The sequence below is a fragment of the Bradyrhizobium sp. CCBAU 45394 genome (genome assembly GCF_028128655.1).
GTDB classification, from domain to species: domain Bacteria; phylum Pseudomonadota; class Alphaproteobacteria; order Rhizobiales; family Xanthobacteraceae; genus Bradyrhizobium; species Bradyrhizobium diazoefficiens.
In genome coordinates this window covers 1-25272 of the sequence record NZ_LBIX01000149.1, presented here as the reverse complement: position 1 = coordinate 25272, position 25272 = coordinate 1, and the positions used below count along the sequence as shown (strand labels likewise).

Below are 25272 nucleotides of genomic sequence, written 5' to 3'. Positions count from 1 at the left end.
GATAGACGTCGCTGCGGCTGGCGCGACGCGCGATCGCTTCGGAGGCAACAGACGTAGATGGTGCTTTTTGAGTATCACGTGATACCAAATCTGGGACTAGACACGACACAGCGCCAAATGGATGACCGAGGAGGACTATAAGTATCTTCTGCGAGGCGATATCCTGGGTCTTCATTAGGACGGACCGTCGAATCTTCGTTCACCTTTCGCGAAAGACTTTTTGTTTCGCGGAAGACCTTTTGCCCGATAGATAGAAATGCCTGCCTACCGCTCAACGAACAGTAATTCATCGCGAAACGAGACCGCATCGCAGAATTTTAGCCTGCCTCGCAAGACCGACCCGTTACCATCGACGGTTGGCGGCGGATGATCCGCGCCGACGTTCAACTACGGACGCCGCGAAGGTCTCATTTTATTCAAGAACCTTATGCTAACTGGTACCTGATCGTCGCGGCCGGATGTACGCCGTGGCATCACGAGCGGCGGCTTTCGTGCCGGGGTTTTTCGAGTGGAGAGGCTCCACAATCAGCCGCGTCATCATTGCTTGGGTGAGGCATCTGAACAGTGGGCTCGTCTCAGACGCTATTCATGGAGAAACCGCTCGTTAGAGTGAATTTCTTGAATGCTGAGACAGTCTTCTACGATCAAAAACTTTCATTTGGTCACATCTGAACGACGGCATCCTCTCCGACAGGATCGCGCTCGAGCCAAAATCGAGGTCCCTCAAACCAGACTTTTTCTGCATCGCCAGAACTGGGATCACCGACGTGCAGCGCACGAATCGGAGCTTTGCCGGGCGGCAGGCCTTCGAGCCGCCACGTCTTCTCCAGCAGGAAACACGGATGTGCTTGACTGTGCATGTCAGGAGACTTGTCCCCGGACCCCGGCTTGCTGCAACAGCGGTAGCACAGCTTCGCCGAAAAATTCGAGATCTTCGCGAAATCATAGAACGAAATCTGCATCCCGTCGCAACCCGCCTTGTTCAGGGCGATGAACCAGTCCGCAACCTGCTCTGGGCTGCCAATCAGGTGCACGTTTCCGCCGAGTATGCGCTCGAGCGGCACATGATTGTTCCAAGCCTTGCTGTCGCCACTCTTGAAGTGGTTGGCGTACCCGGCGGCGGCTTCCGTGTCCGCCACGCGGATGATCTCGTCGTAGTAAGCCCTCGCCTCTGCTTCCGTCTCCCGGCAAACGATCATCGGATTGATAATGGTGCGAATGTTGCGGCCCAAACTTAGCGCCTCAGCCTTGAGTTTGGCCGTATGAGCTGGCAGCGCCTCGACTGCACGCTCGACGTTGGCGCCGGCAGGACTGGTGATGAAAGCGAGATCCGAGTGCCGCGCTGCATAGGAAAATCCTGCTGGTGATCCGGTTGCGCTCACAAGAATGGGCCGCCCGTAGCGGGGCTTGGGACGCACGAACGCGTCCTCAAGACGCCAGAATTGACCTTCATATGTGAAGTTATGCTCCGATTGCCAAAGCCGCTTCGCAATGGACATGAACTCATCCGCCATCTCGTAGCGAAGGTCATGCTCCTGGCGGCGCATGCCGAACATGAGCGGCTCTGCTGGAGAGAACCCGGTCACGACATTTATGCCGAAGCGTCCCTTCGAGATGTGATCGGCGGTGGCCGCGAAACGTGCCAGATGCATCGGGTGCCACGGGCCGTAGAGGATGTGGATGGTCGAGAGCAACAGCAATCGTTTGGTGAGGGCCGCGAGCGCCGTGACGGTCATGAACGGGTCGATCGAATCTTCTCGAAACCGGATCTTGCCGCCATAGCCGCCTGCACGAACCCATTCCGACAAGCCGAATACCAGATCGAAGCCCAGTTCCTCGGCTCGAAGCGCGAGCGCTGCGTTGTAGTCGAACTCCCACGATGTCGAGCATGCCTTCAAATGGCAGAGCGCCCACGAAGGACGTTTCGATGGCGGCCTTTCGGTCGGTCGAATAAGCGAAGGCTTGGCGGACAAGCACGTCATCGAATGGCGGGCGCGCCGTATACAACGCCAGGCGCAAGGGGGTGCCGCCGGTAATGTGGCGCAACACATCGAATCGGGAATTGGCGTCCCTCCAGGCGACAGCCGGAATGTCGTAAGCGGCATCTGTCTCACCCGTGAGCAGCGAGCCATATCGGACCGTCTGATCGGGAAGAAACTTCCAGTCGATCCCATCAACGTAAGCCGGACCCTGATGCTTCGCCGTGGCCGGCGCCGAATTGTAGTTGGGGTTGCGGCGGAGTATGACCTCTCGCCCGTGATACCACTTCTCAACGATGAACGGTCCCGATCCGACCGGGTTTTCGCAATTCGCAGCAAGGCCACGCTTGAGTGCTGTTGGCGACAAGGTGCCTTGCGAGGATTGGGCGAGGACATTGAGCAGCGGCTGAAACGGAGTCTTCAGCGTTATGCGCAGCGTCCGCGGGGCTATAGCTGCTGCTACTCAAAGCTACCGCTGAGGTAAGGAGCGGCAGTGGGATTACGAAGATCTGGGTTATTGCTGAGCCACCCGTTGATCTTATCGGCGATGGCCAGCGCATCAAGGGTTGTGCAGTCGGTAAATTTCACATTTGGTTTGATCTCGAAGGTGTAGACTTTCTTGTCGTCCGAGATTGTCCATGATGTGGCGAGCCAGGGGAGGATTTTTCCGTCACTGCTGCGTGCAACCAGATTATCGCTGAATTGCCGCTGAAGGTACCATTGCTGCAGCCACCCGCCGTACAGGCAGGGGGGTCCTGGAAATGTCCGTATCGAATGATGCCTCCCCGCTTCACATTGTCAGGCGAAGCGTCTTGTGCAGAAGCGCCAGTCGACCCAGCGATCAGCGACAGGCTTGAAGCCGCGAGCAGGACGGCGATCGCCTTTTGCATACTGTGACTTTTCAGCCGAGTGGTGGGAAGTTCCAACGAGTGTGCGTTCGAAAGAGTCATATCCAAGCTCCAGATGCTGAATTTGACAATCAAGGCATCAAACCGATCAGGCGGTCGCGATTCTTTTCTGCTGGCTCGTTCGTGATCGGGATCCCAAGATGCTCGCGCAGCGTCTCGCCGCGATATTCGGTGCGGAACAGCCCCCGCCGCTGCAGGATCGGAACGACATGTTCGACAAAGGCAGGGACGCCATCTTCCAGCACGTCTGGCATGATGTTGAAGCCATCGACCGCGCCTGTGCGGAACCATTCTTCGATCGAATCGGCGATCTGTTCCGGTGCGCCTGCGAGCACGCGATGACCAACGCCTTGAACGCTAGCGATGATCTCGCGAACCGTGCGGCCTTCACGCGCCAGAGTTTCGATGGTGCGGTGATGACCGACCGAAAACGGCACGGTCTGAGGATCCGGTAGCAGCTCCTCGGGAATGGACTTGTCGAGGTCGAGCTTTTCGACCGGCGCGTTCATCCGCTGCGCCAAGGTGACCATCGCGGTTTTCAAATCGACCAGCGCATCGATCTGTTTCTTGCGGCGCTGAGCCGCCTCTTCCGTACCCCCGATGAAGGTAACAAGCCCAGGCAGTACGAGCGGAGCCGCGCGTCGGCCGAATTGATGCGAGAGGGCTCGCAGGCGCTCCGTTTCGCGCCGTGCCGTCGCGAGGTCGCCGGCGGCGGCAAAGACCACGTCGGCGCTACGGGCAGCAAGGCGCAAACCGGGGTCCGAGCCTCCGGCCTGAAAGATAACCGGATGGCCCTGCGGAGAGCCCGGGTGCGTGAGTGGACCACGAATTGCGAAGGCATTTTTGCTGGGATCAAGCAACCTGAAATGGGCGGGATTCGCGTAGATGCCAGATGCCTGATCGGCGACGACGGTCCCGTCTCCCCAGCTGAGCCACAGCGCCCGAACGGCTTCAACGAAATCCTCGGCACGCCTGTAGCGTTCCTCGCGCCCGAGCTGCGGGCCGCCAAAGTTAGCAACCGTCGCCGGGCTCGATGTCGTGACCGCATTCCAACCAGCCCGGCCGCCGCTGATGACATCGAGCGATTGAAAACGGCGCGCCAGATTGTACGGCTCATTGTAGGTTGTCGAGGCGCTTCCGATCACGCCGATATGCCTTGTTTCGCGCGCGATCACGGTCAGGATCAGCGTAGGCTCCAGCCCATGGACTGGCGGCTGGCGCGCAATATCTAGCGAAATCGCGGGCACGTCCGCGAGAAATACGGCGTCCAGCAGGCCGCGCTCAGCAACTTTTGCGGCGCGAACGTAATGCTCTATATCGAAGAAGGCGCTCGGATTGGTGCCCGGCCAACGCCATGAAGCGGCGTGACCGCCCGCGCCGAGAAGATTGAGGCCAAGATGGAGCGTGCGGGTTGTGGGAGACATGAAATTTCCCAATGCGGCGAGGAACGCGGAGCGAAGGCGTCCTCGCTTCAGTATCGAAGTGAGTTACGAGGGAGCGAATACAAAGCTAGCTGTGAGCAGCACACAATCGCAAGAGTTGCGTATTTCAAAGTCATCGCGCGACTTGGTATTGCCTTCTACGAAGATCGCTTCACGCTCTCGTTCACGCAGCGATTGCGCAAGGCTCGATGCCCTTGCGCAGGATTCCGTTAGTCGATTTGGCAATCGCCTGTGAGTTCAACGTTCGCTTTTGGATCGGCCGCTGCCCTTAAAGGGAAGGGGACATGAAGACCCTTTCGCTGGACGATCAACACTCTTAGAGTGGTCGACTGTCGCGCTCGTGCTTCCAGCGCAAGCACGTACGCATCAAGAAGCCCAACGACTGATAGGCTGAAGCGGTCGCTCGGCTAGATCAACGTAAAGAACGTCTGCTCTTTACACATCGTCCCTCTCGCAATGAAGGCGCCCTATTCGTTGTCAGGTGCATTCACGAAAAACACTACGGGCCGGAGCGCCGCAGGTCCCTATCGAGAGCCCCGTGTCCTACTTGGTCTCTCGGATCGCTTCGAGCGTCTTCTCGCCGAACTGCTGCGAAAACTTGACATAAGCGGGCTTGAGCACCTCGAGGAATCTCGGCTTATCGACGTCGTTGACGACCATGCCTGCTTTCGTCAGCTCTTTCACGCCATCGCTCTCCAATTCCTCGACCTTCTGCCTTTGGGCAACGATGGCCTTGGCGGCTGCGTCCTTTATGATCTTCTTGTCGGGGGCGCTCAGCTTGCTCCAGGTCGACGGAGCGATCGTAATCACCGTCGGGGCATAGACGTGGCCGGTTAAGCTGAGATATTTCTGCACCTGAAACAGCTTCGCGGTGAGAATATTCGATAGCGGGTTTTCTTCTCCGTCCACAACGCCGCCTTGAAGTGCGGTGTAGAGCTCTGCCCATGGAATCGGCGTGGGGCGTGCACCGAGCTGGCTGAATGCGGCGAGATGGATGGGATTTTCCATCGTCCTGATGGTGAGGCCTGCGATTTGAGACGGCTCTCTGACTTCACGCTTGTTATTCGTCAAATGGCGGAAGCCGTTCTCACCATAGCCGAGTCCCAGGAGACCTCTTGCCGGGAACTTTGCGAGGATTTGTTGTCCGATTGGACCGTCGACCACGTGCCTCGCGTGAGAGGCGTCCCGAAACAGGAAGGGGACGTCAAACACCAAGAGCTCTGGAACGAAATTGCCTACAACCGAGGTGCTCGTCATGGCGAGGTCGACCGTGCCGAGCTGAAGGCTTTCGACAATTTCGCGCTCGCCACCGAGTGTTCCGCCGGGAAAAATATCAATCTTGATCCGGCGCTGGGAGTCAGCTTCGACGCTTTCCTTGAAGGCCGTCGCAGCCGCGCCGAAATGGCTGTTCATCGGATTGACGAAAGCATATTTCAGCGTCGTCTGCGCTAAGGCAGGTCCCGCCAACGAGAAGACCTGCACGCTAACCAGCAGATATTTCGTCAACCACGACTTCATCATGCACTCCCGATCGTACGCTCATTCCTTAGGTGAAACTGCTTGTCAGCCGACACGATAGCGATCGATCACATCGGGGTCGGGTTCAAAACCAAGACCAGGCGTGCGCGGGACGGCAAGCTTGCCGGCGACCGGTGATGTGGCTCCGCGATAGAGGTCCGCGTCAAACTGACAGTAAAGCCGTTCGAGTAGTGGTACGGGTTGCCGGGACGCATTGATGTGAATGGTGGCAAGCAGCCCAGGCCCGAACAAGGCGCAGTGGGGCACAAATTGGATCGCGCTCGCCTCGCAGAAGGCCGCAATTTTCAACAGCTCGGTGACGCCACCGGTCTTGGCGACGTCGGGCTGCGCGATGTCAATGGCACCCGCGTCTACCATGGCGACAAAACCGTGTAGCGAGCCTGCGTTCTCACCTGCCGCGATCCGATGGCGCTTCTCGGCTCGTATGCGAGCAAGGCCGCGAAAGTTTTCGGGCGGCCAGACGGGCTCCTCGAACCAGAACAGATTGAGTGGGGCAAGCCGTGCATCCATTTCCAGCGCCTCCGTGACCGACCAGGGACAGTTCACGTCAAGCATGACGGCGGCTTGGCCTGCCGCCGCCGCGCACGCGGCCGCAATCTCCGGATAGGTCGTCTCGTGCAGCTTGATATAGCGATAGCCTTCGGCAACGGCGGCCCGGACGGCGGCGGCGACGCCCTCCTCGCTGTCGTAGCGCAGGAGGCTGGCATAGACCTCGACTTCACCCGCCACAGGGCCCCCAAGCAGATCGACCAAAGGCAGGCCGGCGGCTTTTGCAGCAATGTCCCACAAGGCGATATCGACCGCCGAGATCCCATACATCGTGGGCCCGACGCGCCCAAAATTGTGCAGACCAAATTCAAGCTTATGCTTGATGGCTGCGATCTGACGGGCATCCTCCCCGATCACCAGCGGAAGGATCCGCGTCTCGATCAGGCTTTTGAGCGAGAGATCCTCCGTGCGCGAGAAGGCCTCGCCCCAGCCGACAAGCCCGGTATCCGTCTCGAGCCTCACGAACAAGGTATCGAAAGTGTTCTTGGGCGCGCTGCTGAACGCCCATACTGGCTTGGCGTCGGCCTGAAGCGGCAGTGCAACCAATATGCACTCCGCCTTTACAATTCGACCCGCTCGAGATGTCGGTTCAGCGTTGATTTCAGGCTTTTGAATAACGGTCAAGGAACCCGCTCCATTCATGATTGCCCTCACCTCGTCCCGAGTGCGTCGGGCAAAGAGAGGCTGATTGCTGGAATGAGAGTGATTACAGCGAGAACGGCGAGTTGAAGAACGATGATCGGGTAGATCTCGCGATTGATCTGCGACGTCGGCACTTTCGCCACCAGACTGGTCACGCCGAGAAGGCTGGCAACTGGCGGCGTAATCGTGCCGAGGTTCAGATTCACGATCATCACCATGGCAAAATGGGTGGGATCGATGCCGAGCGAGGCTGCCATAGGTGCGAGAATTGGGGCCAGAACCAGAATGCCTGGCAAGGGCTCGATGAAGATGCCAAAGGCGACAAGAAATACGTTGATGGCAAGCAAGAAGCCGAGTGGCGAAAGATTCAGAGAGCCGATCCAGTGGATCAGGGTTTGCGGTGCCTGAGCGAAAGTCAGGAGCCAGGAGACCGCTATTGAAGCCGAAATGATGAGAAGCGCCGCAGCGGTCATGAAAGATGAGCGCGCGAGAATGCCGGGAAGCATGGACCAGGTGAGCGTGCGATAGACGAACATTCCACAGACGAGTCCATAGAACACTGCAATGATCGAGGCCTCCGTGGGCGTGAACGCGCCTGAATTGATTCCGACCACGATGAGGGCTGGCATGAGCAGCGCGGGGATCGCGCGCACGATGATATGCAGCGTCTGCCTCAAAGAGGGCCTCGCGTCCTCAGCACGAAAGTTGCGCTCTCGGCTCACATAGGCATTGTATCCGATGAGGGCGCCTGCAATGAGCAAGCCCGGAAGCACGCCCGCAGCGAACAACCTTGAGACCGACACGGTATCGACCTGCAGCGCATAGATGATCATCAAGATCGAAGGAGGAATGATCGGGCCCAACAGAGAAGCCGAAGCAGTTATTGCCGCAGCATAGGGGCTTGGGTAACCGGAGCGCACCATCATGCGAATGAGCAATGCCCCTGGACCGGCGGCATCGGCCACTGCTGAACCGCTTATGCCCGAGAACAGACCGAGCGTGATGATCGTCGTGTGCGCCAGACCGCCCCGCTTGTGCCCGACCAACAGTGAAGCAAATCGGAAAAGAACGTCTGCAAGCGAACCCGCCGTCATGAGTTCCGCCGCCAGCAGAAAGAACGGGATCGCCATGAGCGGAAACGAATCGAGGCCGGCCACCATCTTCTGCACAACGATGATCGGTGTCAGATGCGCCGAGGTGGCGGCGGTCAAGGCCGCAGCCGCAAGGGCTATGCCGATCGGAACCCCAAGCACAATGAACGCGATCAAGGACGCAAAGAGTATGACTGTGATCATGAGGTCGGTGTGTCTTGCGCCGAGAGATCACTCCTCTCCTCAAACGTTCCGTGCGCGATAAAACGCGCAGCGAGCATCGAAAGGTGCCAGAGGGTCAGCGTGAACGACACGGGAGCCGCGAGCGCAACATAGGCGAAGGGAACGCCTAGCACCGGCGTGACCTGAAGCCAGGAGCGCCCGACATAGTCCCATCCCGCAAGGGTAAGCCAGACCGAGGACACGAAGGTCACAAGGACAACGACGAGCCGGAGCACACGCTGGATTGACGGCGCAGCATCGGCCATGAGCGTATCCGTTGCCACATGCCCACCGACACGCAGCAGCGGGCCGATGCCCAGGAAGGCCAGCCACACCATCAGATAGCGACTAAGCTCATCAGCCCAGACCAACGTGCCGCTGGTCAAATATCGCAGCAGGACCCCGACGAAGACGAGAACCGCCATGCTCGCGAGAGCAAGGATCATCAACCAACGATTGATGGACCAGATTGCCGCATCGATCGCCAGAAGCGCCCGCCTGACACCAAAGGCGTCCCATTTGGTCAAGATCCACTCCTCAAGCCGTTTGCGGCCAGGATCCGGCTCTCAAGCTGGCTCTCGGGGCGAGAATGGCCGGAAAGGCCGCCGGACCCTTGCAACGTCCGCAATGATGAAGAGCGGTCATACGACCGTCGCGACCGTCGACTTCCAGATAACCGGCTGAAAATACGAACAAAATAGACCGACCAGCTCAATCGCAGCATTCCAGTTGATTGTTGACAATTTATCATTGATCATTGTCTATAAACAGTGGAGCTTGTCTATTTCAAAGAATCCAGCGGTAGGGGATGAAAATGCTGCCCGGCATCGCCGAGCTAGAGCCCGCCAAAAAGCAAAGTCTCGACCGGATAGCGGCAGACAGCCTGCGCGAAGCCGTGATTTCCGGCCGGATCCCGGCAGGCGCACGTCTCACCGAAGTTCAGCTCGCCGAGCAGTTCGCTCTCTCCCGCGGCACGGTGCGAACAGCCCTGCAACGACTTGTCGCTGAGGGGCTGGTGGTGCAGCAGCCCTACGCGCGTTGGGAGGTCACCACGTTGACCGCCCACGATGTGTGGGAGCTTGCAACGCTGCGGTCCAGCCTCGAAGGCCTGGCCGGGCGCCTTGCCGCCGAACGAATTGACGATGCTGGACGCGAAATCCTGCTAGCCGCTTTTCACGCTCTTGAAGATGCGGCGCGCCAAGAGCAGAAAGATTTGGCGTCCGTCGACCTCGAACTGCATCGGACGGTCGTGAGTCTGTCTGGCAATCGGCGTCTCATCCACCACTACAGCCTGATCACCAACCAGTTGAGGCTCTATATCGCATCGTCGAATCAGATTGTTGGAGCGGAAGGAGGCCTGCTCGACCGGCACTTGCGATTGGTGGAGCCGATCCTGGCCGGAGACGGTGACGCGGCCGAGCAAGCCTTCAAGGATCTATTCTCCCGCAGTGCCAGGGAGCTTGTCGACTTTCTCAAATCTGCACGGCAGGAAGAGGCAGGCCATCAACAGCCGCGAGATCATTGACGCGGGCGCGCGGCGACTGCCCTCATTCGGCTTATGTCAGGTGGCGAGAGCGCGGATTGTGCCGGAGCGAGTCGCTCGGCCACGAGCGCTGCAACATGGAGTTCTTGCCTCGTTCAGCTCGCTTTAGATGGACCACAGACGATAAAAAACAGGAACAAGATTCTGGGAGCCTGCCCAAAGAAAAAACATTTACGCCGGGCAAACCGGAGTCTCGCTGCATTGGGCTCAGCAAAGTGGCCCCTTGCTTCGAAATGATCATTATGTCGGTGATCGACCCAACAGGGCTGGACGCTACGCAAGCGCTTCGGGAGTGAGCCGCCGATATCCTACCACCTTTTGCTGTGCCCGACCTCCGTGTGCGCCGTGCTTGATGATCCGGCGAGAAGTGCTGGTCCGTGAAATAGCCACAACGCGCACCTAAATTCGCTTGGCGAATTGCCACGATATCGATGGAGTCCCGGGTTGAGCGTAGCTTTTACGAAGGAAGAGAGTGCGGAGACCGCATCCGAGACGCTCCTTCCGGATCGTCCCATTTCATCTCACCCCAACTTCGTGACTGAAGTGGGACTGAAAGCCCTGGAGCGTCAGCTTCGCGAGGCACGTGAGGCATATGAGCTGGCGTAGCAGATCGAAGACGTCAACGAACGACGACGGCAGACGGCGGTCCCTTTGCGAGATGCTCGCTATTTTGCCGAAAGGATCCGGACGGCCCAGCTTGTTCCCGATCCTGCTTCAACCTATGCAGTCGCATTTGGAAGCACAGTGACTTTTCGTCGCGGCGACGGCCGTGTGCAGCAATATCGTATCGTTGGAGAGGACGAGGCAGATCCTAAGACCGGTTCTATTTCGTTTGTATCGCCTGTAGCTCAGTCCTGAGGGGGAAGGCCGTGGGAGATGTCGTAGGTTCGGGTAGTCAAGAGCTTTCTCACAATAGCCTAAACACCACCTGTCGTATCCTGCATCACCGCTTCCATCCCTTCGGCCACGGGACGCATCATCGTTCGCTTTCCGCGAGCCCAACGACGGGTTTCGCCGGCTGGCGGCCGGAGGCGGTAGCGGCCGCGAGGAGCTGTCGGCGTCGCCTCAAGGAATGTGCGGACAGCCGGCGAACGAGATAGCGCTACAGGCCCTGTCCGCCGATTACCCCGAGACGCACGATCTACGAGCTCGAGTGTCACTCGTCTTCGTTCCGAAGCGGGTCGATCAGGTCCCGGGAAAATTGGCCCCAGCATTCGTTGGCCGGTCGCAAGTGCTCAAAGCTGCGGCGACCAACATGGCAGAGTTCATGTCGAGAACGCACCTATCTTCCATTGCCAGCTCTCGGGCGCGAATTCGGATCGAAGCGTGACGCCAAGTCCTGTCGCATCGGGCACGCGGATCGTCATACCGTCCTCATCCCAGTCTTCTCGTATCAGATCAGAAGAATGTTTGTGGCCTCCGACAAAGATATCCGTCGCATAGGTCGCGTTCTGCAACACAGCGGCGACGTGACATGAGGCGGCGATGCCGGGTCCCAATTCAAGGTTTCCGCTCATGACGATGGGCAGCCCGGCGGCGTCCGCGATCGCCGCGATGCGGCGGGCCTTGCAGATGCCGCCTACCTTGCCAACTTTGATGTTGATGATATCCGCCGCACGCTCCGCCACAATCCGCATCGCATCCTCGGGGGACATGACCGATTCGTCGGCCAGGATCGGCGTTCGCAATGCCTGGCGGAGCTTCGCCATGCCACCGATATCGGTCTGCCGGCACGGCTGTTCGATCAGCTCGAGACCAAATTGCTCCATTCTGCCGAGAACTCTCAATCCACGGTCGAAAGTATAGGCACAATTGGCGTCCGCCCGAATGATCACCTCGTCGCCGAGCTCGTGGCGAATCAGGCGGATTTTCTCGCGATCATCGGCATCGTCGTGCCCGATCTTGATCTTAAGAACCTTGAATCCCATCCGGTACCTTGCAACGGCTTCCTCGACGGTCTCACTGACACCCTTTAATCCAATGATCCAGGCAACAGGAACGCGCGTACGATAGGCCCCCCCCAGAAGCCGGTGCAGCGGCAGGCCCGCGATCTTCCCCATGGCATCATGGCAGGCGAGATCGATCGCAGCCTTGGCGGAGTTGTTGCCGGGCAGCTCCTTGTCGAGATGCTGAATGAGTTTGTCGACTTCAAAGGGACTCGCGCCGACCACCATCGGAAGCAAATGGTCGAGGGCGGCCGCGATCGTGGCGCCCGTCTCGCCCATGAACGCTGGGATAGTCGCAACCGAGCCGATGCCGTTCACGCCGACATCCGTCTCAACGCAGCACAGCACGTGCTCGCAATTGACGATGGCTTGCGAGGCAATGACGAACGGCTCTTTAAGGGGCATTTGCGTTCGATGGGCATACGCTCGCGTGATCTTCGCTCCGGGAGATGTCATGCGCTGGCAATCCTTGCGAAATGGCCGTCAAAATAGATGAGCGGTGTTGCCTGCCGCACCGCAGTATTCACCACCCGGCCGACGAAGATGGTGTGGCTGCCGCAGTCAAAGGCAGATTCGACGATGCATTCTATCGAAGCCGCACAGCTCTTCAGCACGGGGCATCCTGTGACGCCGGAAACATGCCAAAGATCGTCGAAGGTCTTATCGCCCTGGCGCGCGAAGTAGTCGGCGATATCGGCCTGGTCGTCGCGTAAGATGTTCAGCGCAAAGCTACCGCCGCCACGAATGAGCGGATAGGAATGGTTCGCCCTGTTGGCAACCGCCAGCACCAATGGTGGTTCGGCGCTGACGCTGCTCACGGCCGTTGCAGTCATTCCATTCAGAGTCCCGGCATGCCGGCTGGTCACAATGGTGACGCTGGAAGCAAGTCGTCTCATGACGGCTTTGAATGTCGCTGCGTCAACGCTTTCCTGCTGCAGTGACGTCCCGGCCATTATTGTATGCCCTCGTTCGATCGGTGACACTCGCGCCTAAGCGGCCGCAATACCAAGATGCTGGCGCAGCGTGGCGCCCTCGTAATCACGCCGAAACACACCCTTCTGCTGCAGAATCGGTACGACCTCCTTGACGAAATCCTCAAACGTGTCCGGCAGGAATGCAGGAGAGACGACAAATCCGTCTGCCGCGCCAGACGCCACGATATCGGCCATCTGCTCGGCGACATCCGTGGCCGTCCCGACAAACCGCGGGCACATCACGCCTCGCCCGTAGATCCGACCCGCATCCGCGATGGTGATGGATTGCCCCGCCGCAATGCTCTTAAGAGCTGCAAGATTGCCCTGGCTGCCAGACGATGATCGGACCTTATCAACGCTCGCATCCAGCGGCAGCTCAGAGAAATCGCTGTTGGCATGCGCGGCGAGCGTCGAGAGGCCGACCAGCGGATCAATCAGCGCGTCATGACTGTCGCGCTTCTCTTCCGCCTCAAGGCGGCTTTCGCCGATAAACGGCATCATCGCCATGAGAACTTTGCTGGAGTCGGCTGGCCGGCTTGCGGACGCGAGCGCCTCCGTCACGTCCTTCTTGAATGCTCGCATGCGCTCAAGCGTCGGCTGCAAGGCGAAGATCACGTCCGACCAGCGCGCAGCGAAGGCCTTGCCGCGCCCCGACGATCCGGCCTGAATGATGACCGGCCGCCCTTGCGGACTGCGCGGAATGTTCAGTGGGCCACGGGACTGAAACCAGCGGCCGTGGTAGTTGAGATAGTGAACCTTATCCGGATCGGCATAGATTCCATTCTCTCGATCGAGCACAAGCGCATCCGCATCCCAGCTATCCCAAAGGCCTAAGGCGACCTCCATGAATTCATCGGCTCGATCATAGCGCTCGTCGTGACCGAGATGAAGAACGTTGCCGAAATTCAGGGCTTCGCCATCATTCATCGAGGTCACAACATTCCAGGCAACTCGGCCCGCCGAGATATGGTCGAGCGTCGAGAACTCGCGCGCAATGTTGTAGGGCGCGTCATAGGTGGTCGAGCGCGTTGCGCCGAGACCGAGGTGCGTGGTGACGGCCGAGAGCGCACCCAGGAGCGGGATCGGATCCATCCGAGTCGCATCCTGATCGCCGTGGCGGATGCCGGTACGGTGGCTCGCTCCATAACGATCCGCGATCGCGAGCCGGTCGGCAAAGAACAGGAAGTCGAACTTGCCTCGTTCCAGCAGCTTCGCAATCTCGGCATAGTGGGCGAGATTGAGGAAATTGGTCAGATGCTTCGGATTTCTCCAGACCGCGTGGCTGTGAACGACCGGGCCTGCGATCAGGATGCCGCAAAGGTGCATGGTGCGCATTTTTGACATACGAGTTCCTCCGTCGAAGCGCGATCTTCGCTCCGATTTGGTTTAAGTCTGGCCGACTGGTTCAGCTTACGATGTCAACGATCTGGTTCCTGCCGTTGCGAATAACTTGATGGACAAAGGATCGATTGAGCTGATCGCCACGTTCATTGAAGTCCACGGTTGCGCCAGCGCCGACAAAGTTGATCTTCTTGCCTGCACGCACCATCTCCAGCGCGCGGACGATGTCATCGACTTCCTCGCCTGGCGGGTTGCAGACTTCAGGAATCGATTTGGCCCAGACCTCGGCGCGCGACGATTTGGCATGCTCCATCGCGAGGGCTGTGACGCAGACCTGGTCATGCGTATTGCCCGCGAACAGGAACACGGTTCCGTCGGGGGCGCCCATCTCCTTCACGAACTTCTTGTAGGCCACGGAATCTAGCGGCGGTCCTGGCTGGAGATGGTGGATGCCTTCTGCCACTTCCGGAGGAACGCTTCTGAGAAAAGCGCCATCAGCGTCTGCACCCGTGCCGAGACCAACGATCTTTGCCTGATATCCTCCGCGATAGACTTCCTTTGCGATCGCGACGAAATCCGTAAGTAACGAGGCGCAAAACACGCCATCGGGCTCGGAGCCGAAGGCCTTCTCGACTTCGGCGCGATATGAGGCCTGGTTGGGGTTGTACATGATGACGTCGGTGACGGTGCCGCCACGCCGCGCCATTTCGCCCTTGAAGGAATCGATCATCGCGACGACGAACGGATTCTGCTGCGCCATGATGGTGACCTTCTTGAGGTTGAGGCCTGTCATCACTTTCGCGCCGGCCGGTCCCCATTGCGAGCTCTTGGCCTGGAAGCGGTAGACGAGGCCCTTGTTGTCGCCGTCGGTGATGGCATCCGCCGCTGACGACACCATCTCGACCTTGTTGGCGGCGAGAATCAGCGGTTTTGCCGCCAGCGCTTCCGGACTTCCCCAGAGCCCACCTACGAGCTCAACCTTGTTGACATCGAGCAGCTTGTGGGTGGCGGTGACGCTCGCCGTAGCGCTGCTCTCGGAGTCCTCGATATAGAGGTGAAACTTGCGGCCGCCGAGAACTCCGCCGGCATCATTGATCGTCTTGACGATGAGATCGGCCGCCTTCTTCATGTCCGGTCCATAGGGCCCAGTCGCGCCCGTGAACGGCAGGACCATTCCGATCGGGATCTCTGCGGCTCCCTCTGCGAACAAAGGCCGGATGCCCAGACCCGCTAGTGAAAGACCCAGTAAGCCCGTCACCTGACGGCGGGTGAACGGCGTTGCCGAAATTGTCATCATCATTGCTCCCCACTCGAAATTTCGGATTCATGCGTTTTGCGTCTTGGGATCGCGCGAGCGCTGATGGGCGGCGGCTTGAGCGGTTGCAGCGATCGTGCAGAAATGGCGAGGTGAGATTCATCAGCAGACGCATCGCGGTCCGGAAATAGATCCCTGACGCGCCGGCGCGGTTCAGCGAACAGCCCTTGCGGCCTCAAGATCAAGAGCAGAATGATTCCGAGGCCGACCAGACCGAGACGCAGTGCCGCGAGCTGAGCGCCATCAATGACCGCGAAGAGATCCTTCAAAAAACGTGTCGCCTCAAGCAGCGTCATGATGGTTCCCGCTCCCACCACGAGCCCGATATTCGAGCCGCGTCCGCCGAGGATCACCGCCATAAAAGCATAGGCGGTGATGATCGAGGTGAACTGGCTGGGGTCGATGTAGGTCAGGTAAAACGCGTGCAGCGCGCCTGCCATACCCATGATCGCGCCGCCGATCGCAAAAGCCTTGATCCGCAATAGCAATACCGGTTTGCCGAGCGCGCTGGCAACGACCGGATCGTCGCGGACGGCCCGCAGCGCACGGCCGAACGGCGAGCGGACGAGAATTTCGAGACCTATGAAGATCAGGGCGACCAGCGCGAGCGCAAAACACAGCAGGACGCCATCATATTGGGCGGCCGGCACCAGCGAGGAGAGTGGCCGGGGAATATTTGCGATCCCGAGCGCTCCGCCGGTCAGCCAATCCTCGTTGAGCAAGAGAATTCCAACGACCTCGCCAAATCCGAGGGTGACGACGGCAAGATAATCGTCGGCCAAGCGGACCGACAAGAAGGCCAGGACCGTGCTCGCTGTGGCGCTCAGAAGCCCGCCGCAGATCATCGCCCCCAGCCATCCGATGTGCGGGGCGAGCAAGGCTGTGGCGTAGGCGCCGAGCGCAACGAAACCGACCACCCCGAAATTGACGAGGCCCGACACACCCCACTGAAAGTTGAGCGCTAGCCCTACGAGCACGCCGATGGAAACGAGTACGACGAGTGTGGAGAGATAAGCGATCATTTCGCAGCTGCCCGCCTGCCGAACAGGCCTTGCGTGCGGATCAACAGCAGCACGAGAATGATGGCGAAGCTCACCACCTGCCGGTCGTTCACAGGCAGCACAAGTGTGGAAAGTTCTTCGGCAAGCCCAATCAACAGCGCCCCGACCACGGCGCCTAGCGGACTTCCGAGCCCACCCAGGATCGCCGCGGCAAACACCGGAATCTGGTAATTCCAGCCAAGCAGCGGATCTACTGTGCTATCAAGGCCTGCAAGAACGCCCGAAACGGCAAGCAGCGCGCCAGACAAGGCCCAGGTGATGCGGATGATCGTTTCGCGCTCAATGCCGCGGACCGCCGCAAGCGTAGGGTTGTCGGCCGTAGCGCGCATGGCGCGGCCAAGCGGGGAGGCATAGAGCAGAAGTTGTGTAAGCGCGACGCAGACGAGCACGGTTGCTGCGGTGACGAGCTGCTCGTGATTGATGCGCAGGCCGTGCCATCGGATGGGCCGGGCAATCTCGACGGCAAAGTTATGGGGTGTATTTCCGAAGGTGAACCTGCAGATGTTTTCGAGCACGAGCGAAATCCCCATCGAAGCGACCAGGAGAGCGATCGCGCCGCGGTCGCGCAGATGCTTGAAGACGAGCACGTCGCACAGCACCGAGACACCGGCTACGATCAGAGCAGCGGCAGCGCCCGCGGCAACCAGAGGCAGATGGAAAAGAGTGTTGCCAACCCATGCAGCATAGGCGCCCAGCGTCAATGTCGCGCCAACCGCAAAATTTGGACACTTCAGGATGCCGAACACGAGCGTAAGGGCAAGCGAAGGCAATGCCAGCAACAGGCCCGTGGCCAAACCGTTGACGACCAACTGGCCGATCATGAGTCTACCTGCTCTTTCCGAAGAAAAGATCGGCAAGATCAGCGCCGGATACGACGGAGGACGACGCCTTGTAGCTGTTGCGACCGGCGACAAGCACCATGACCTCGTCCGCGATGCGCAGTGCCGCCGCAACGTTCTGCTCGACAAGCAGAATGGTCACGCCAGCTTCGCGCACACGCGCGACCGCCTGCATCGTCTCGGCAACGAATTTGGGCGAAAGGCCGGCCGTCGGCTCATCGAGCAGCAGAACTTCGGGATTGGACAGAAGCGCGCAAGCAAATGCGAGCATCTGCCGTTGACCGCCGGACAGGTTTCCCGCCAAAAGCTTCGGCCTTTGTGCGATCTCCGGAAACAATGACAGAACTTGCTCTTCCTGTGCCGGCCCCACACCGTTGCGGCCGCGCAGGAATTCCGTGGCGAGCTTCAGGTTTTCGCGGATCGTCAGGTTTCGGAATACATTTCCCTCCTGCGGCACATAGGCAAGGCCGGCCTTCACGCGCTTGGCCGGCGAGAGGTCGGTCACTGCGCGTCCCCTCACCTCGATCGAACCATCGCGCGAGCGGAGCAGGCCGGCGAGCGTCTTCACGAACGACGACTTGCCGGAGCCGTTCGGACCGATCACGGCAACGATGGTCTGCGGGTAAAGATCCAAGCTGATGCCTCGGACGATGTCGCCGCCACCCTCATAGCCCGAGTGAAGCGAACGGACCGACAGAGCAGCGATGGGAAGCTGTCCATTCACAGCGGCACCCCCAAATAGGCGTCAATCACGCGCTTGTCCAACGTGACCTCAGCAAACGATCCGGACAACAGTGTTGCGCCTTCGGCCAGCACGTGAACGTCGTGGCAGAGCTCGCCTATGAGGTGCATGTCGTGCTCAACGATGCCGAATGAGATGCCATCCTCGTTCAGGTCGCGGATGACGCCGATGATTACCTTGAGCAGAGGCGGCGCGACGCCTGCGGCCGGCTCGTCAAGCAGGATGAGCTTCGGGTCGAGCAGAAGCACCCGCGCGAGCTCCAGGAGCTTCTTTTGGCCCCCTGATAAGGCCGAGGCCGATTGATCGGCAAGATGCCACAGGCTGAGGCGCTCAAGGATCCTGCGCGCCTTGGCCGCGACGTCCCGCTCCTGCCGCTTGACGGCACCTGGCATGAACAGCGCCGCGGTGGCGCCTTCGCCTTTTTGATGCGGGGCTGACAGCAATAGATTCTCAAGCACGGTCAGGCCGTCGAGCTCTCGGGCGATCTGGAAAGTTCTGACCAGTCCGATCGCGGCGATCTGGTGCATGGCGAGTGACGAGATGTCGCGTCCGTCGAAATCGATCGAGCCGCGATCGGACCTCACTAGTCCGCTGACGATATTCAGCAGCGTCGTCTTGCCCGCACCGTTCGGCCCGATGATGCCCGTCACTCGTCCTGCCGCAAACGAGAGCGAGCAGTCATTGAGCGCCGCGACGCCGCCGAAGTGCTTGCTGACGTGGCTGATGCTGAGCAGGTCCTGCATCGGCCTAACAGCTTCCACAAAACCGGCCTTTGGCGGCCAGGTTAGTAGGTTCGATGCGCTGCTCAAAACTTAAGCACATTTGCTTTTGCCGGGTGAGGCCATAAATTTCGCTCTTCTGGGAAACGCTATTTTGGTCCATCCCGCCAAGCAAATTTATTGTGCTTTGCGAGAAGCAAAGTTTTATTTATCCTTCGCCCATGACTGGGGTGCTCGAGATCAACCTGCTGCGGACGTTCGTCATGCTGCTCGAAGAGCAGAGCGTGACGCGCGTCGCGCGGCGACTCAACAGGACCCAACCGGCGATCAGTCTCCAACTCAACCGGTTGAGCGATGCCGTCGGCCATCCCTTGTTCGAGAGCGGTCTGCGCCATCTGCGTCTGACGCGTCATGGCGAGATGTTGCTGCCGTACGCGCGGCAGATGTTGAAGATGCATGACGACGCACGTTCGCGGCTGGCGAGCGAAGAAATCGCGGGCCGCGTTACGCTCGGATGTCCGGACCTGTATGCAGCCTCCCTGCTTCCGCAGACCCTCGCAAGCTTCAAGGGCGCCTATCCTGGAATCGAGGTTACGGTCCGCTGCGCGCTCAGTGCGCAATTGGCCGAGGAGATTTCGGCCGGACGAATCGACATCGCGCTCGCAACGCGCATGCCTAACGTGCATCCCAGCGTCGCGTCCATCACGCTCTTGCGAACTGAACCGCTGGTCTGGCTCGGGTCGAGTTCGGGAACCGCCTTTAGGGAGAAAACCGTGCCGCTGGCGCTCCTGCCCGAAGGAAACCTCTACAGGGACTACGCACTCGATGCGCTCAACAATGCCGGCCGCGCCTGGCGCATTGCATGCGTATCTGAAAGCATCGCGGGCATGGAAGCCATGGCGCTCGCAGACGCGGCGGTCACCGTGTTCGCGGAATCGGTCAAGGTAACTGGGCTGCGTCGATTGAGCGAGCGCGACGGCATGCCGCCCCTTCCATCGGTCGATCTCGTTCTCTGGCGGCGCCAGGTCGGCGCGTTTCCGGCTGCGGACCATCTGGCCACGCACATCGAGCGATATGTCGGGGGCTTGGCTCCGACGTCGCAAGACGTCGTGAGGATCGCGCCGGCCGAAGCTTAGGTTGCGAGCGCATGAGCTGCTTTTCGCCGCAGCGCCCTCCGCGAGCTCGCGATGCCGCTTGGCAGTCTCTTCGCTCGACCGAGCCCTGATGGGTCGCAAATATCCTCTGGAATTGTAGTCTCTGAGCCGATACGCCGACGATAGCTTCACGATCAAGTTGCCTTGCGGGCACTGAACGGTTCGCAGGTCATACGACCGCTCAGGTCCAGAGAGTTGGTTCCGATGCAGCAGCTACATCCTCAAGTGCAAAGAATGAATGCGATCGCGCCCGTAACGGGATCAGCTCACGACGCGCGTTTTCCACGCTTCTGCCTATGGACGAAAGAAATGTCCCGCCGCTCCTGAGGCTATTGGGACGATTTGTTTTACACGCTGCGGGAGAGATGAGATCGACCTGAATTGAGGCACCGAAGTTCAAGGCAAAGGCATCCGGTCTCCTTGTCAGGAGAAGAAGCAATGCACAGACGAATATGAACCCGGCAATTACAGATAGAGTGTTTGAAATGCTGAAAACTGATCTCGCGAGCCGGATCAGGCGAGTAGAGGGGAGAGCTACAGAGCGAATGGTTATAGATCGTCTCTTTTTTGCCCTACGCTGTGAAACGCATCTCTGATAGGAGGTGCTCGCTCAGAATGATGCTCCACACCTCCTCCTGCAGTCCAGCAACCACTTCGAGAAGCTGCGCGGCAAGCTGCAGAGATTTCACTCGATCCGCATCAACAGCCAATGGCGGCTCATCTCTCGATGGGATGGCAGCCGCGGTGACGCATCGGAAGTCAATCTCGATAATCACAACTATCGCTGAGGTTTTCCATGTTGATGACGAAGCGCAAGTCGGCAACCGTCGGAGAACTTCTGATTCAGGAATTCATGGAGCCGATGGGCCTTACGCAGACGGCGTTGGCAAAGGCCATGGGCGTGCAGCGCGCAAGCAGATCAACGAATTGGACAACGACCGCAGGGGCAGTCACGGCCCCGACCGCTTATCCTTGCCCGCATGTTTGGCAACAGTCCAGTTTTCCGGCTTAAGTTCAACGTCGAAGCGATATCTGGGACGCAATATACTCCGTTCGTAACCGCGAACGTATCTGGCGCGTCAGCCCTATTGGTTCGGCTGCGTGACGTAGCCGCACTGCAGTCAGTTCAATGGCGCGAGAAAAGGCACCAAAGGCCCCCATCGCGTGAGCTGGCGTAGTATGGCGTACCCAATACGATTCGAACGTGTGGCCTCCACGTTCGAAGGATAAGCGCAGGCGAGATTGAAGGTGGTATGAATGTAGCTGGGCGGCTTGTCGAGCAGTCAACCTGTCTCAGACGTTTGGTTCGGGCGGCACACCGCTATTGCCCCGACTTTCTTGAAGAATGTCCAGCGTGAAAGACTCACGCACGTTCAAAACCTTTCGCGATCATTTCAGAGCGACGGCATCCGCTTCGACGGGTTCGCGTTCCAGCCAAACTTCTGGCACCTGAAACCAGACTTTTCCGCGTCGTCACCACGGCATCAACCGATTGCCGGAGGTCGAAGGCGACAAACCTTCGAAAAAGACGTTCAAGGTCTATCCGATCGGCTATTTCCACATCATCGACATCGCTGAGCTCCACACCGCTGAAGGCAAGCTCTACCTCTACGTCGCAATCAATCGCACCAGCAAGTTTGCCTTCGTGCAACTGGTCAAGAAGGCCGGAAGGACCTCAGCCTCGGCCTTCCTCGAAGCTCTGGTGGCGGTTGTCCCTTACACGCTCCACACGGTGCTCACTGATAATGGGATCCAGTTCACCTTCCCGCCGCGCTATGCGGACGGCCCGACGGCAAGGTACGTGACGCATATGTTCGATATGCGATGCCAAGAGAACGGGATCGAACATTGGCTGACCACGATCAAGCATCCCTGGATCAATGGACAGGTCGTGCGCATTGAACCGCACGATCACGGAAGCGACCCTCGAACGCTACCATCGCAATTGCGCCCGAGCGCTTGACGTTAGCCTTTGCCAGCAAGACGACGCGCGCGGCGGGATTCTTCCGCTTGGCCTTGTACGCCGCCATCGGCCCGGCCGTCCCCCGCCGATCACCAGGACGTCGCAAGCAACTTCCATCAGGTCGCGATTGATTCCGTCCATCTCGCGACCTCAGGCTGGCTGCTGTTCTGCGAGTTCACGCAGATAGGACCAGGGATAGATGCCGCGGTCGTGCCCGTCGGAGAATAACAGCCTCAATGCGTAATTCCCGATCGGCTCGAAGCCCGCGACATGAAAGCCCGGCGCAATCATCAACTCGATGCCGTCGACCTGCCGGCGGATTTCGCTGGCCGCACGGCTCGCGCGGCGCAGCGTCTCCGCGCCGAGCACCAGGGTTCCGCAGTCCGACCAGGTCAAGGCCAGCGCCGTTGAATTGTCGCCCAGTTCGACCTGGATTGGTTGCACGTTCACCTCCCATTCTCGTTGCTCGAGCTCTTACGCCGGCCTGGGCGGCTGCCGCCCGCAATGAATTGCTTTCGCCTTGCGTCAGTGCGCGATCGACCGGCCCTGCTCGACTGATTCGCCCTTCCGCTCGGCCCTCTCGGCGCCGTACCAGGGCAGCAGCCGACGTACGCTGCGTTCGAACAGGAGGTCGGCCGTGAACCCCATCGCGCCGAGCACGATCAAGCCGACGAACATCTGATCGACCCGAAACACCTGTTGCGCCATCTGGATGAGATAGTCGACCCCGAACGCCGCGCCGGCGAGTTCCGCCGCCACAAGCCGGCGATGATGAGCGGCAGCGCGCGCGTAAGCGGCGTAACGGGTGGATTGGAGCCCTCCCGACGGCGTCGATTGTGCCAAATTCCAGGTCCCGGCGGTGGGCAGAATGGGACGACTGTTCTGCCATGACGCTCGCAAGGCCAAGTTGTGTGGTCGCGAAAACCGTAACCGGCATGAGGCCCCCACCTAGCCACCCCTCGGCTTGCGCGCGATACAGCCTGGCATGAGCTGATCGGTGGAGGTGGAACGATGGCAAATGCCATGCTTGATGCCAGGCAGGAAGTTGACTCCTATCGTCGCGTCGAGGTGATCACTGGGGAGCGCCGACGGCGTCGGTGGACGGGCGAGGAGAAGGCCCGGATCGTGGCGGAGAGCTTTGGGGAGAGTGCGAACATCTCCGAGGTTGCGCGGCGCAATGGCGTTTCGCGGGGGCTGCTTACGGTGTGGCGACGCCAAGTTGCGGCGGCGGTGGCGGGCAAGGCGCCGAGCTTCGTGCCAATCCAAACTGGTGCCGAGAGCGGTAGCGGGACAGCCGGCGAGCCCGAGCGTATTTCGCGGCTACAGACGAAGCCTTTGGAGATCGCCGCGCCGCCGGCCAAGGTTTGCGGGGTTGTCGAGATCGAGGTGAACGGGGCGCGCATCCGGGTCGAGCCGGGCGTGGAGCTGGCGACGCTGTCGACCGTGCTGGCGGCGCTTCGGGGCATCCGGTGATTGCGCTACGCTCTGACCTCAAGGTGGTGCTGGCGACACAGCCGGTCGATTTCCGCAAGTCGGTGCATACGCTGTCGGCATTGGTGAGCGAAGCGCTGCGGGCGAACCCGTATTGTGGCGACGTCTTCGTGTTCCGCAGCAAACGCATGGACAGGGTGAAGCTTCTGGCGTGGGACGGCAGCGGCATGGTGCTGGTGACGAAGTGGTTGCACCAGGGGCACTTCACCTGGCCGCCGATCCGCGACGGCGTGGTGCATCTCAGTGCGACGCAGCTCGCGATGCTGCTCGACGGACTCGAGTGGACGCGCGTCTCACCCAAGCCTGTGAAGCAGCCGGCCGTTGTCGGCTGAGAGGAGAGGATTTCGCTGGAGCCTGTGGCGCGCGGATGTATGGTCCGTTCATGGCGATTCGCCCGGACGTTCTCCCGACTGATCCAGCCGCTCTAACCGAGATGGTGCTCGCGCTTGACGCCGAGAACGAGAAGCTGCGTGTTGCGATGCAGACGCTCAAGGAGATGATCTTCGGGAAGCGCTCGGAACGGCTTGCCACGCTCGTGGCCGAGCAACTTGCGCTTGAGCTTGACGATCTTGAGACCGGTGTCACGCCGCCTGCAGCTGCCAACGACGATGTGTCTGCGGCGAAGCCGGCCGATAAGCCGCGCAAGAAGGCGCGCCGCAACATCGGCGCGTTGCCCAAGCATCTGCCGCGCTGTGAGCAGGTCCTGGAGCCGGAGGTGACGGCCTGCCCGTGCTGCCAAGGCCAGCTTCACAAGATCGGCGAGGACGTCAGCGAGGTGTTGGACGTGATCCCGGCGATCCTGCGCGTGCTGCGCACGATCCGTCCCAAATACGGCTGCCGCGGCTGCACTGATGGCGTGGTCCAGGCGAAAGTGCTGCCGCGCCTGATTGAAGGCGGCATGGCGTCGACGGCCCTCGTGACCCACGTGGTGGTCTCGAAGTTGCCGCTGTACCGGCAGGTTCAGATCCTGGCCGGCCAGGGCATCCATCTTGACCGCGCGACACTCGCCGGTTGGGTCAAACGTGCCGCCTGGTGGCTCAGGAGCCTTTATGAGCTGCAGCTGCGGATGATTCAGGCCGCGCCGCGCGTGTTCTGCGATGAGACGCCGATGCCGGTGCTCGATCCCGGACGACATCGCCCCCGCATCTGCCAGTTCTGGGCGCATGCTATGGATGACCAGCCATGGGGTGGCCCCTCGCCGCCGGCGGTTGCCTACGTATTCGCCGACGGCCGTGGCACCAAGGAGATCGCCCGACAGTTGACGGGCTTTTCCGGCATTCTGCAGGTGGACGGTTATGCCGCCTACAAGGCGCTGGCCCGCGGTCATGGCGGCGCGATCCAGCTCGCCTTTTGTCTCGCCCATGCCCGACGCAAATTCGTCGAGGTGTACAAGACCACCCAGTCGCCATTCGCGCGCGAGGTGATTGAACGGCTGCAGGCGGTCTATGCGATCGAGGCAGTGATCCGCGGCAGTAGTGCGGAGCAGTGGCTGGCCGCCCGCCGCACCAGGAGCGCACCCTTGATGGCGGCGCTCAATGCGCGACTGACCGAGATCGTCGGCCAGCTGTTCTCCCAATCGAAGCTGACAGAGGCGATCAACTATGCGCTCAATCACTGGGACGGACTGACGCTGTTTCTCCGCGACGGCCGCGTCGAGGTCGACTCCAACACAGTCGAGCGTTCCATGCGCCCGATTGCCATGGGAAGACGCAACTCCTTGTTCAGCGGCAGCGAAGGCGGCGCCGAGAGCTGGGCCATCCTGGCGTCGATCGTGAACACCGCAAAGCTCCATGAGCTCGATCCGCAGGCCTA

22 protein-coding genes and 6 pseudogenes are annotated in these 25272 nt (G+C 60.0%); 9 read left to right on the top strand and 19 right to left on the bottom strand.

Translation table 11 applies throughout. From position 1 onward, the window contains the following. Positions 1-662 precede the first annotated feature (662 nt). The 8 genes and pseudogenes from WN73_RS15535 to WN73_RS15500 all read right to left on the bottom strand — a co-directional run bounded on the left by WN73_RS15535 (position 663) and on the right by WN73_RS15500 (position 8899). Entirely contained in the window at positions 663-1982 is a 1320-nt protein-coding gene (locus WN73_RS15535; RefSeq protein ID WP_271553609.1) for an LLM class flavin-dependent oxidoreductase, read from the bottom strand. Further along, positions 1969-2382, bottom strand: a pseudogene (locus WN73_RS15530) (ABC transporter substrate-binding protein); the annotation flags it as partial. The pseudogene WN73_RS15530 and the gene WN73_RS15535, both read right to left, overlap by 14 nt. A gap of 56 nt (positions 2383-2438) precedes the next feature. After that, the gene (locus WN73_RS15525; RefSeq protein WP_271553620.1) at positions 2439-2612 is read right to left on the bottom strand and encodes a hypothetical protein; all 174 of its coding nucleotides are present in this window, start codon (positions 2610-2612) and stop codon (positions 2439-2441) included. A gap of 346 nt (positions 2613-2958) precedes the next feature. Next, a complete protein-coding gene (locus WN73_RS15520; protein WP_097669475.1) occupies positions 2959-4311 on the bottom strand; it encodes an NtaA/DmoA family FMN-dependent monooxygenase in 1353 nt (450 codons plus the stop codon). A gap of 561 nt (positions 4312-4872) precedes the next feature. After that, positions 4873-5835, bottom strand: coding sequence for a TRAP transporter substrate-binding protein (locus tag WN73_RS15515; protein WP_271553608.1), 963 nt, complete (start codon positions 5833-5835; stop codon positions 4873-4875). Between the two features lie 57 nt (positions 5836-5892). Further along, on the bottom strand, positions 5893-7041 hold the full coding sequence (locus WN73_RS15510; RefSeq protein ID WP_271553606.1) for a mandelate racemase/muconate lactonizing enzyme family protein: 1149 nt from the start codon (positions 7039-7041) through the stop codon (positions 5893-5895). A 26-nt stretch (positions 7042-7067) separates the two neighbouring features. Further along, complete coding sequence (locus tag WN73_RS15505) at positions 7068-8354, bottom strand: TRAP transporter large permease (protein WP_271553604.1); 1287 nt, start codon at positions 8352-8354, stop codon at positions 7068-7070. Next, positions 8351-8899: a TRAP transporter small permease gene (locus WN73_RS15500; protein ID WP_097669471.1), complete on the bottom strand. Its 549-nt coding sequence runs from the start codon at positions 8897-8899 to the stop codon at positions 8351-8353. The genes WN73_RS15505 and WN73_RS15500 overlap by 4 nt, the downstream gene beginning before the upstream one ends. 287 nt (positions 8900-9186) lie before the next feature. Here WN73_RS15500 and WN73_RS15495 point away from each other — a divergent pair, with 287 nt between their 5' ends. Further along, on the top strand, positions 9187-9897 hold the full coding sequence (locus WN73_RS15495) for a GntR family transcriptional regulator (RefSeq protein WP_179880039.1): 711 nt from the start codon (positions 9187-9189) through the stop codon (positions 9895-9897). A 462-nt stretch (positions 9898-10359) separates the two neighbouring features. Beyond that, a pseudogene (gene greA, locus WN73_RS15490) lies at positions 10360-10820 on the top strand (transcription elongation factor GreA); the annotation flags it as partial. A 360-nt stretch (positions 10821-11180) separates the two neighbouring features. On the opposite strand, the gene WN73_RS15485 reads toward greA, so the two are convergent. The 8 genes from WN73_RS15485 to WN73_RS15450 form a co-directional block, all read right to left on the bottom strand. Continuing rightward, positions 11181-12266 carry a mandelate racemase/muconate lactonizing enzyme family protein gene (locus WN73_RS15485; RefSeq protein ID WP_271553602.1) on the bottom strand — a complete coding sequence of 362 codons (1086 nt, stop codon included), beginning with the start codon at positions 12264-12266 and terminating at the stop codon, positions 11181-11183. A gap of 47 nt (positions 12267-12313) precedes the next feature. After that, on the bottom strand, positions 12314-12814 hold the full coding sequence (locus WN73_RS15480; RefSeq protein WP_097669468.1) for a flavin reductase family protein: 501 nt from the start codon (positions 12812-12814) through the stop codon (positions 12314-12316). Positions 12815-12850: 36 nt separating this feature from the next. Continuing rightward, positions 12851-14161 carry an LLM class flavin-dependent oxidoreductase gene (locus WN73_RS15475; protein WP_245570190.1) on the bottom strand — a complete coding sequence of 437 codons (1311 nt, stop codon included), beginning with the start codon at positions 14159-14161 and terminating at the stop codon, positions 12851-12853. Positions 14162-14240: 79 nt separating this feature from the next. Then, on the bottom strand, positions 14241-15476 hold the full coding sequence (locus WN73_RS15470; RefSeq protein ID WP_097669466.1) for an ABC transporter substrate-binding protein: 1236 nt from the start codon (positions 15474-15476) through the stop codon (positions 14241-14243). Continuing rightward, the gene (locus WN73_RS15465) at positions 15473-16513 is read right to left on the bottom strand and encodes a branched-chain amino acid ABC transporter permease (RefSeq protein WP_097669465.1); all 1041 of its coding nucleotides are present in this window, start codon (positions 16511-16513) and stop codon (positions 15473-15475) included. The genes WN73_RS15470 and WN73_RS15465 overlap by 4 nt, the downstream gene beginning before the upstream one ends. After that, positions 16510-17373 (bottom strand): branched-chain amino acid ABC transporter permease, encoded by an 864-nt coding sequence (locus tag WN73_RS15460; RefSeq protein ID WP_210202962.1) that lies wholly within the window; start codon positions 17371-17373, stop codon positions 16510-16512. The genes WN73_RS15465 and WN73_RS15460 overlap by 4 nt, the downstream gene beginning before the upstream one ends. A 4-nt stretch (positions 17374-17377) precedes the next feature. Then, positions 17378-18025 (bottom strand): branched-chain amino acid ABC transporter ATP-binding protein, encoded by a 648-nt coding sequence (locus WN73_RS15455; RefSeq protein ID WP_179880037.1) that lies wholly within the window; start codon positions 18023-18025, stop codon positions 17378-17380. An 86-nt stretch (positions 18026-18111) separates the two neighbouring features. After that, on the bottom strand, positions 18112-18876 hold the full coding sequence (locus tag WN73_RS15450; RefSeq protein WP_097669463.1) for an ABC transporter ATP-binding protein: 765 nt from the start codon (positions 18874-18876) through the stop codon (positions 18112-18114). Between the two features lie 197 nt (positions 18877-19073). Between WN73_RS15450 and WN73_RS15445 the strand changes: the two genes are divergently transcribed. The 4 genes and pseudogenes from WN73_RS15445 to WN73_RS15430 all read left to right on the top strand — a co-directional run. Next, entirely contained in the window at positions 19074-19988 is a 915-nt protein-coding gene (locus WN73_RS15445) for a LysR substrate-binding domain-containing protein (RefSeq protein WP_097669462.1), read from the top strand. 647 nt (positions 19989-20635) lie between these two features. After that, positions 20636-20794: pseudogene (locus tag WN73_RS15440) on the top strand (type II toxin-antitoxin system RelE/ParE family toxin); the annotation flags it as partial. Between the two features lie 8 nt (positions 20795-20802). Further along, positions 20803-21111 (top strand): annotated as a pseudogene (locus tag WN73_RS15435) (HigA family addiction module antitoxin). Positions 21112-21477: 366 nt separating this feature from the next. After that, positions 21478-21946: pseudogene (locus WN73_RS15430) on the top strand (IS481 family transposase); the annotation flags it as partial. On the opposite strand, the pseudogene WN73_RS15425 reads toward WN73_RS15430, so the two are convergent. The 3 genes and pseudogenes from WN73_RS15425 to WN73_RS15415 form a co-directional block, all read right to left on the bottom strand. Beyond that, positions 21944-22110 (bottom strand): annotated as a pseudogene (locus WN73_RS15425) (FAD-binding protein); the annotation flags it as partial. The pseudogenes WN73_RS15430 and WN73_RS15425 sit on opposite strands and share 3 nt — an antisense overlap. Positions 22111-22119: 9 nt before the next feature. Next, entirely contained in the window at positions 22120-22419 is a 300-nt protein-coding gene (locus tag WN73_RS15420; protein ID WP_245570248.1) for a gamma-butyrobetaine hydroxylase-like domain-containing protein, read from the bottom strand. 75 nt (positions 22420-22494) lie between these two features. Further along, the gene (locus WN73_RS15415) at positions 22495-22812 is read right to left on the bottom strand and encodes a hypothetical protein (protein WP_245570249.1); all 318 of its coding nucleotides are present in this window, start codon (positions 22810-22812) and stop codon (positions 22495-22497) included. 168 nt (positions 22813-22980) lie between these two features. Between WN73_RS15415 and tnpA the strand changes: the two genes are divergently transcribed. The 3 genes from tnpA to tnpC all read left to right on the top strand — a co-directional run. Next, positions 22981-23442: an IS66-like element accessory protein TnpA gene (gene tnpA / locus WN73_RS15410; RefSeq protein ID WP_271553592.1), complete on the top strand. Its 462-nt coding sequence runs from the start codon at positions 22981-22983 to the stop codon at positions 23440-23442. Further along, positions 23439-23792, top strand: coding sequence for an IS66 family insertion sequence element accessory protein TnpB (tnpB, locus tag WN73_RS15405; protein WP_208089702.1), 354 nt, complete (start codon positions 23439-23441; stop codon positions 23790-23792). The genes tnpA and tnpB overlap by 4 nt, the downstream gene beginning before the upstream one ends. Beyond that, positions 23741-25272: IS66 family transposase (tnpC, locus tag WN73_RS15400; protein ID WP_271553587.1), on the top strand; the 1532-nt coding region annotated here is incomplete at its 3' end. The genes tnpB and tnpC, both read left to right, overlap by 52 nt.

Bases quoted from the DNA above. Each gene is read 5' to 3' on its own strand.
- WN73_RS15475 (WP_245570190.1), bottom strand. From the start codon at position 14,161: ATGCACCTTTGCGGCATCCTGATCGCAGGCCCGGTCGTTCACAGCCAC.
- WN73_RS15445 (WP_097669462.1), top strand. From the start codon at position 19,074: ATGACTGGGGTGCTCGAGATCAACCTGCTGCGGACGTTCGTCATGCTG.
- WN73_RS15520 (WP_097669475.1), bottom strand. From the start codon at position 4,311: ATGTCTCCCACAACCCGCACGCTCCATCTTGGCCTCAATCTTCTCGGC.
- tnpA (WP_271553592.1), top strand. From the start codon at position 22,981: ATGGCAAATGCCATGCTTGATGCCAGGCAGGAAGTTGACTCCTATCGT.
- WN73_RS15465 (WP_097669465.1), bottom strand. From the start codon at position 16,513: ATGATCGCTTATCTCTCCACACTCGTCGTACTCGTTTCCATCGGCGTG.
- WN73_RS15535 (WP_271553609.1), bottom strand. From the start codon at position 1,982: ATGACGTGCTTGTCCGCCAAGCCTTCGCTTATTCGACCGACCGAAAGG.
- WN73_RS15470 (WP_097669466.1), bottom strand. From the start codon at position 15,476: ATGATGATGACAATTTCGGCAACGCCGTTCACCCGCCGTCAGGTGACG.
- WN73_RS15495 (WP_179880039.1), top strand. From the start codon at position 9,187: ATGCTGCCCGGCATCGCCGAGCTAGAGCCCGCCAAAAAGCAAAGTCTC.
- WN73_RS15450 (WP_097669463.1), bottom strand. From the start codon at position 18,876: ATGCAGGACCTGCTCAGCATCAGCCACGTCAGCAAGCACTTCGGCGGC.
- WN73_RS15460 (WP_210202962.1), bottom strand. From the start codon at position 17,373: ATGATCGGCCAGTTGGTCGTCAACGGTTTGGCCACGGGCCTGTTGCTG.
- WN73_RS15505 (WP_271553604.1), bottom strand. From the start codon at position 8,354: ATGATCACAGTCATACTCTTTGCGTCCTTGATCGCGTTCATTGTGCTT.
- WN73_RS15480 (WP_097669468.1), bottom strand. From the start codon at position 12,814: ATGGCCGGGACGTCACTGCAGCAGGAAAGCGTTGACGCAGCGACATTC.
- WN73_RS15485 (WP_271553602.1), bottom strand. From the start codon at position 12,266: ATGCCCCTTAAAGAGCCGTTCGTCATTGCCTCGCAAGCCATCGTCAAT.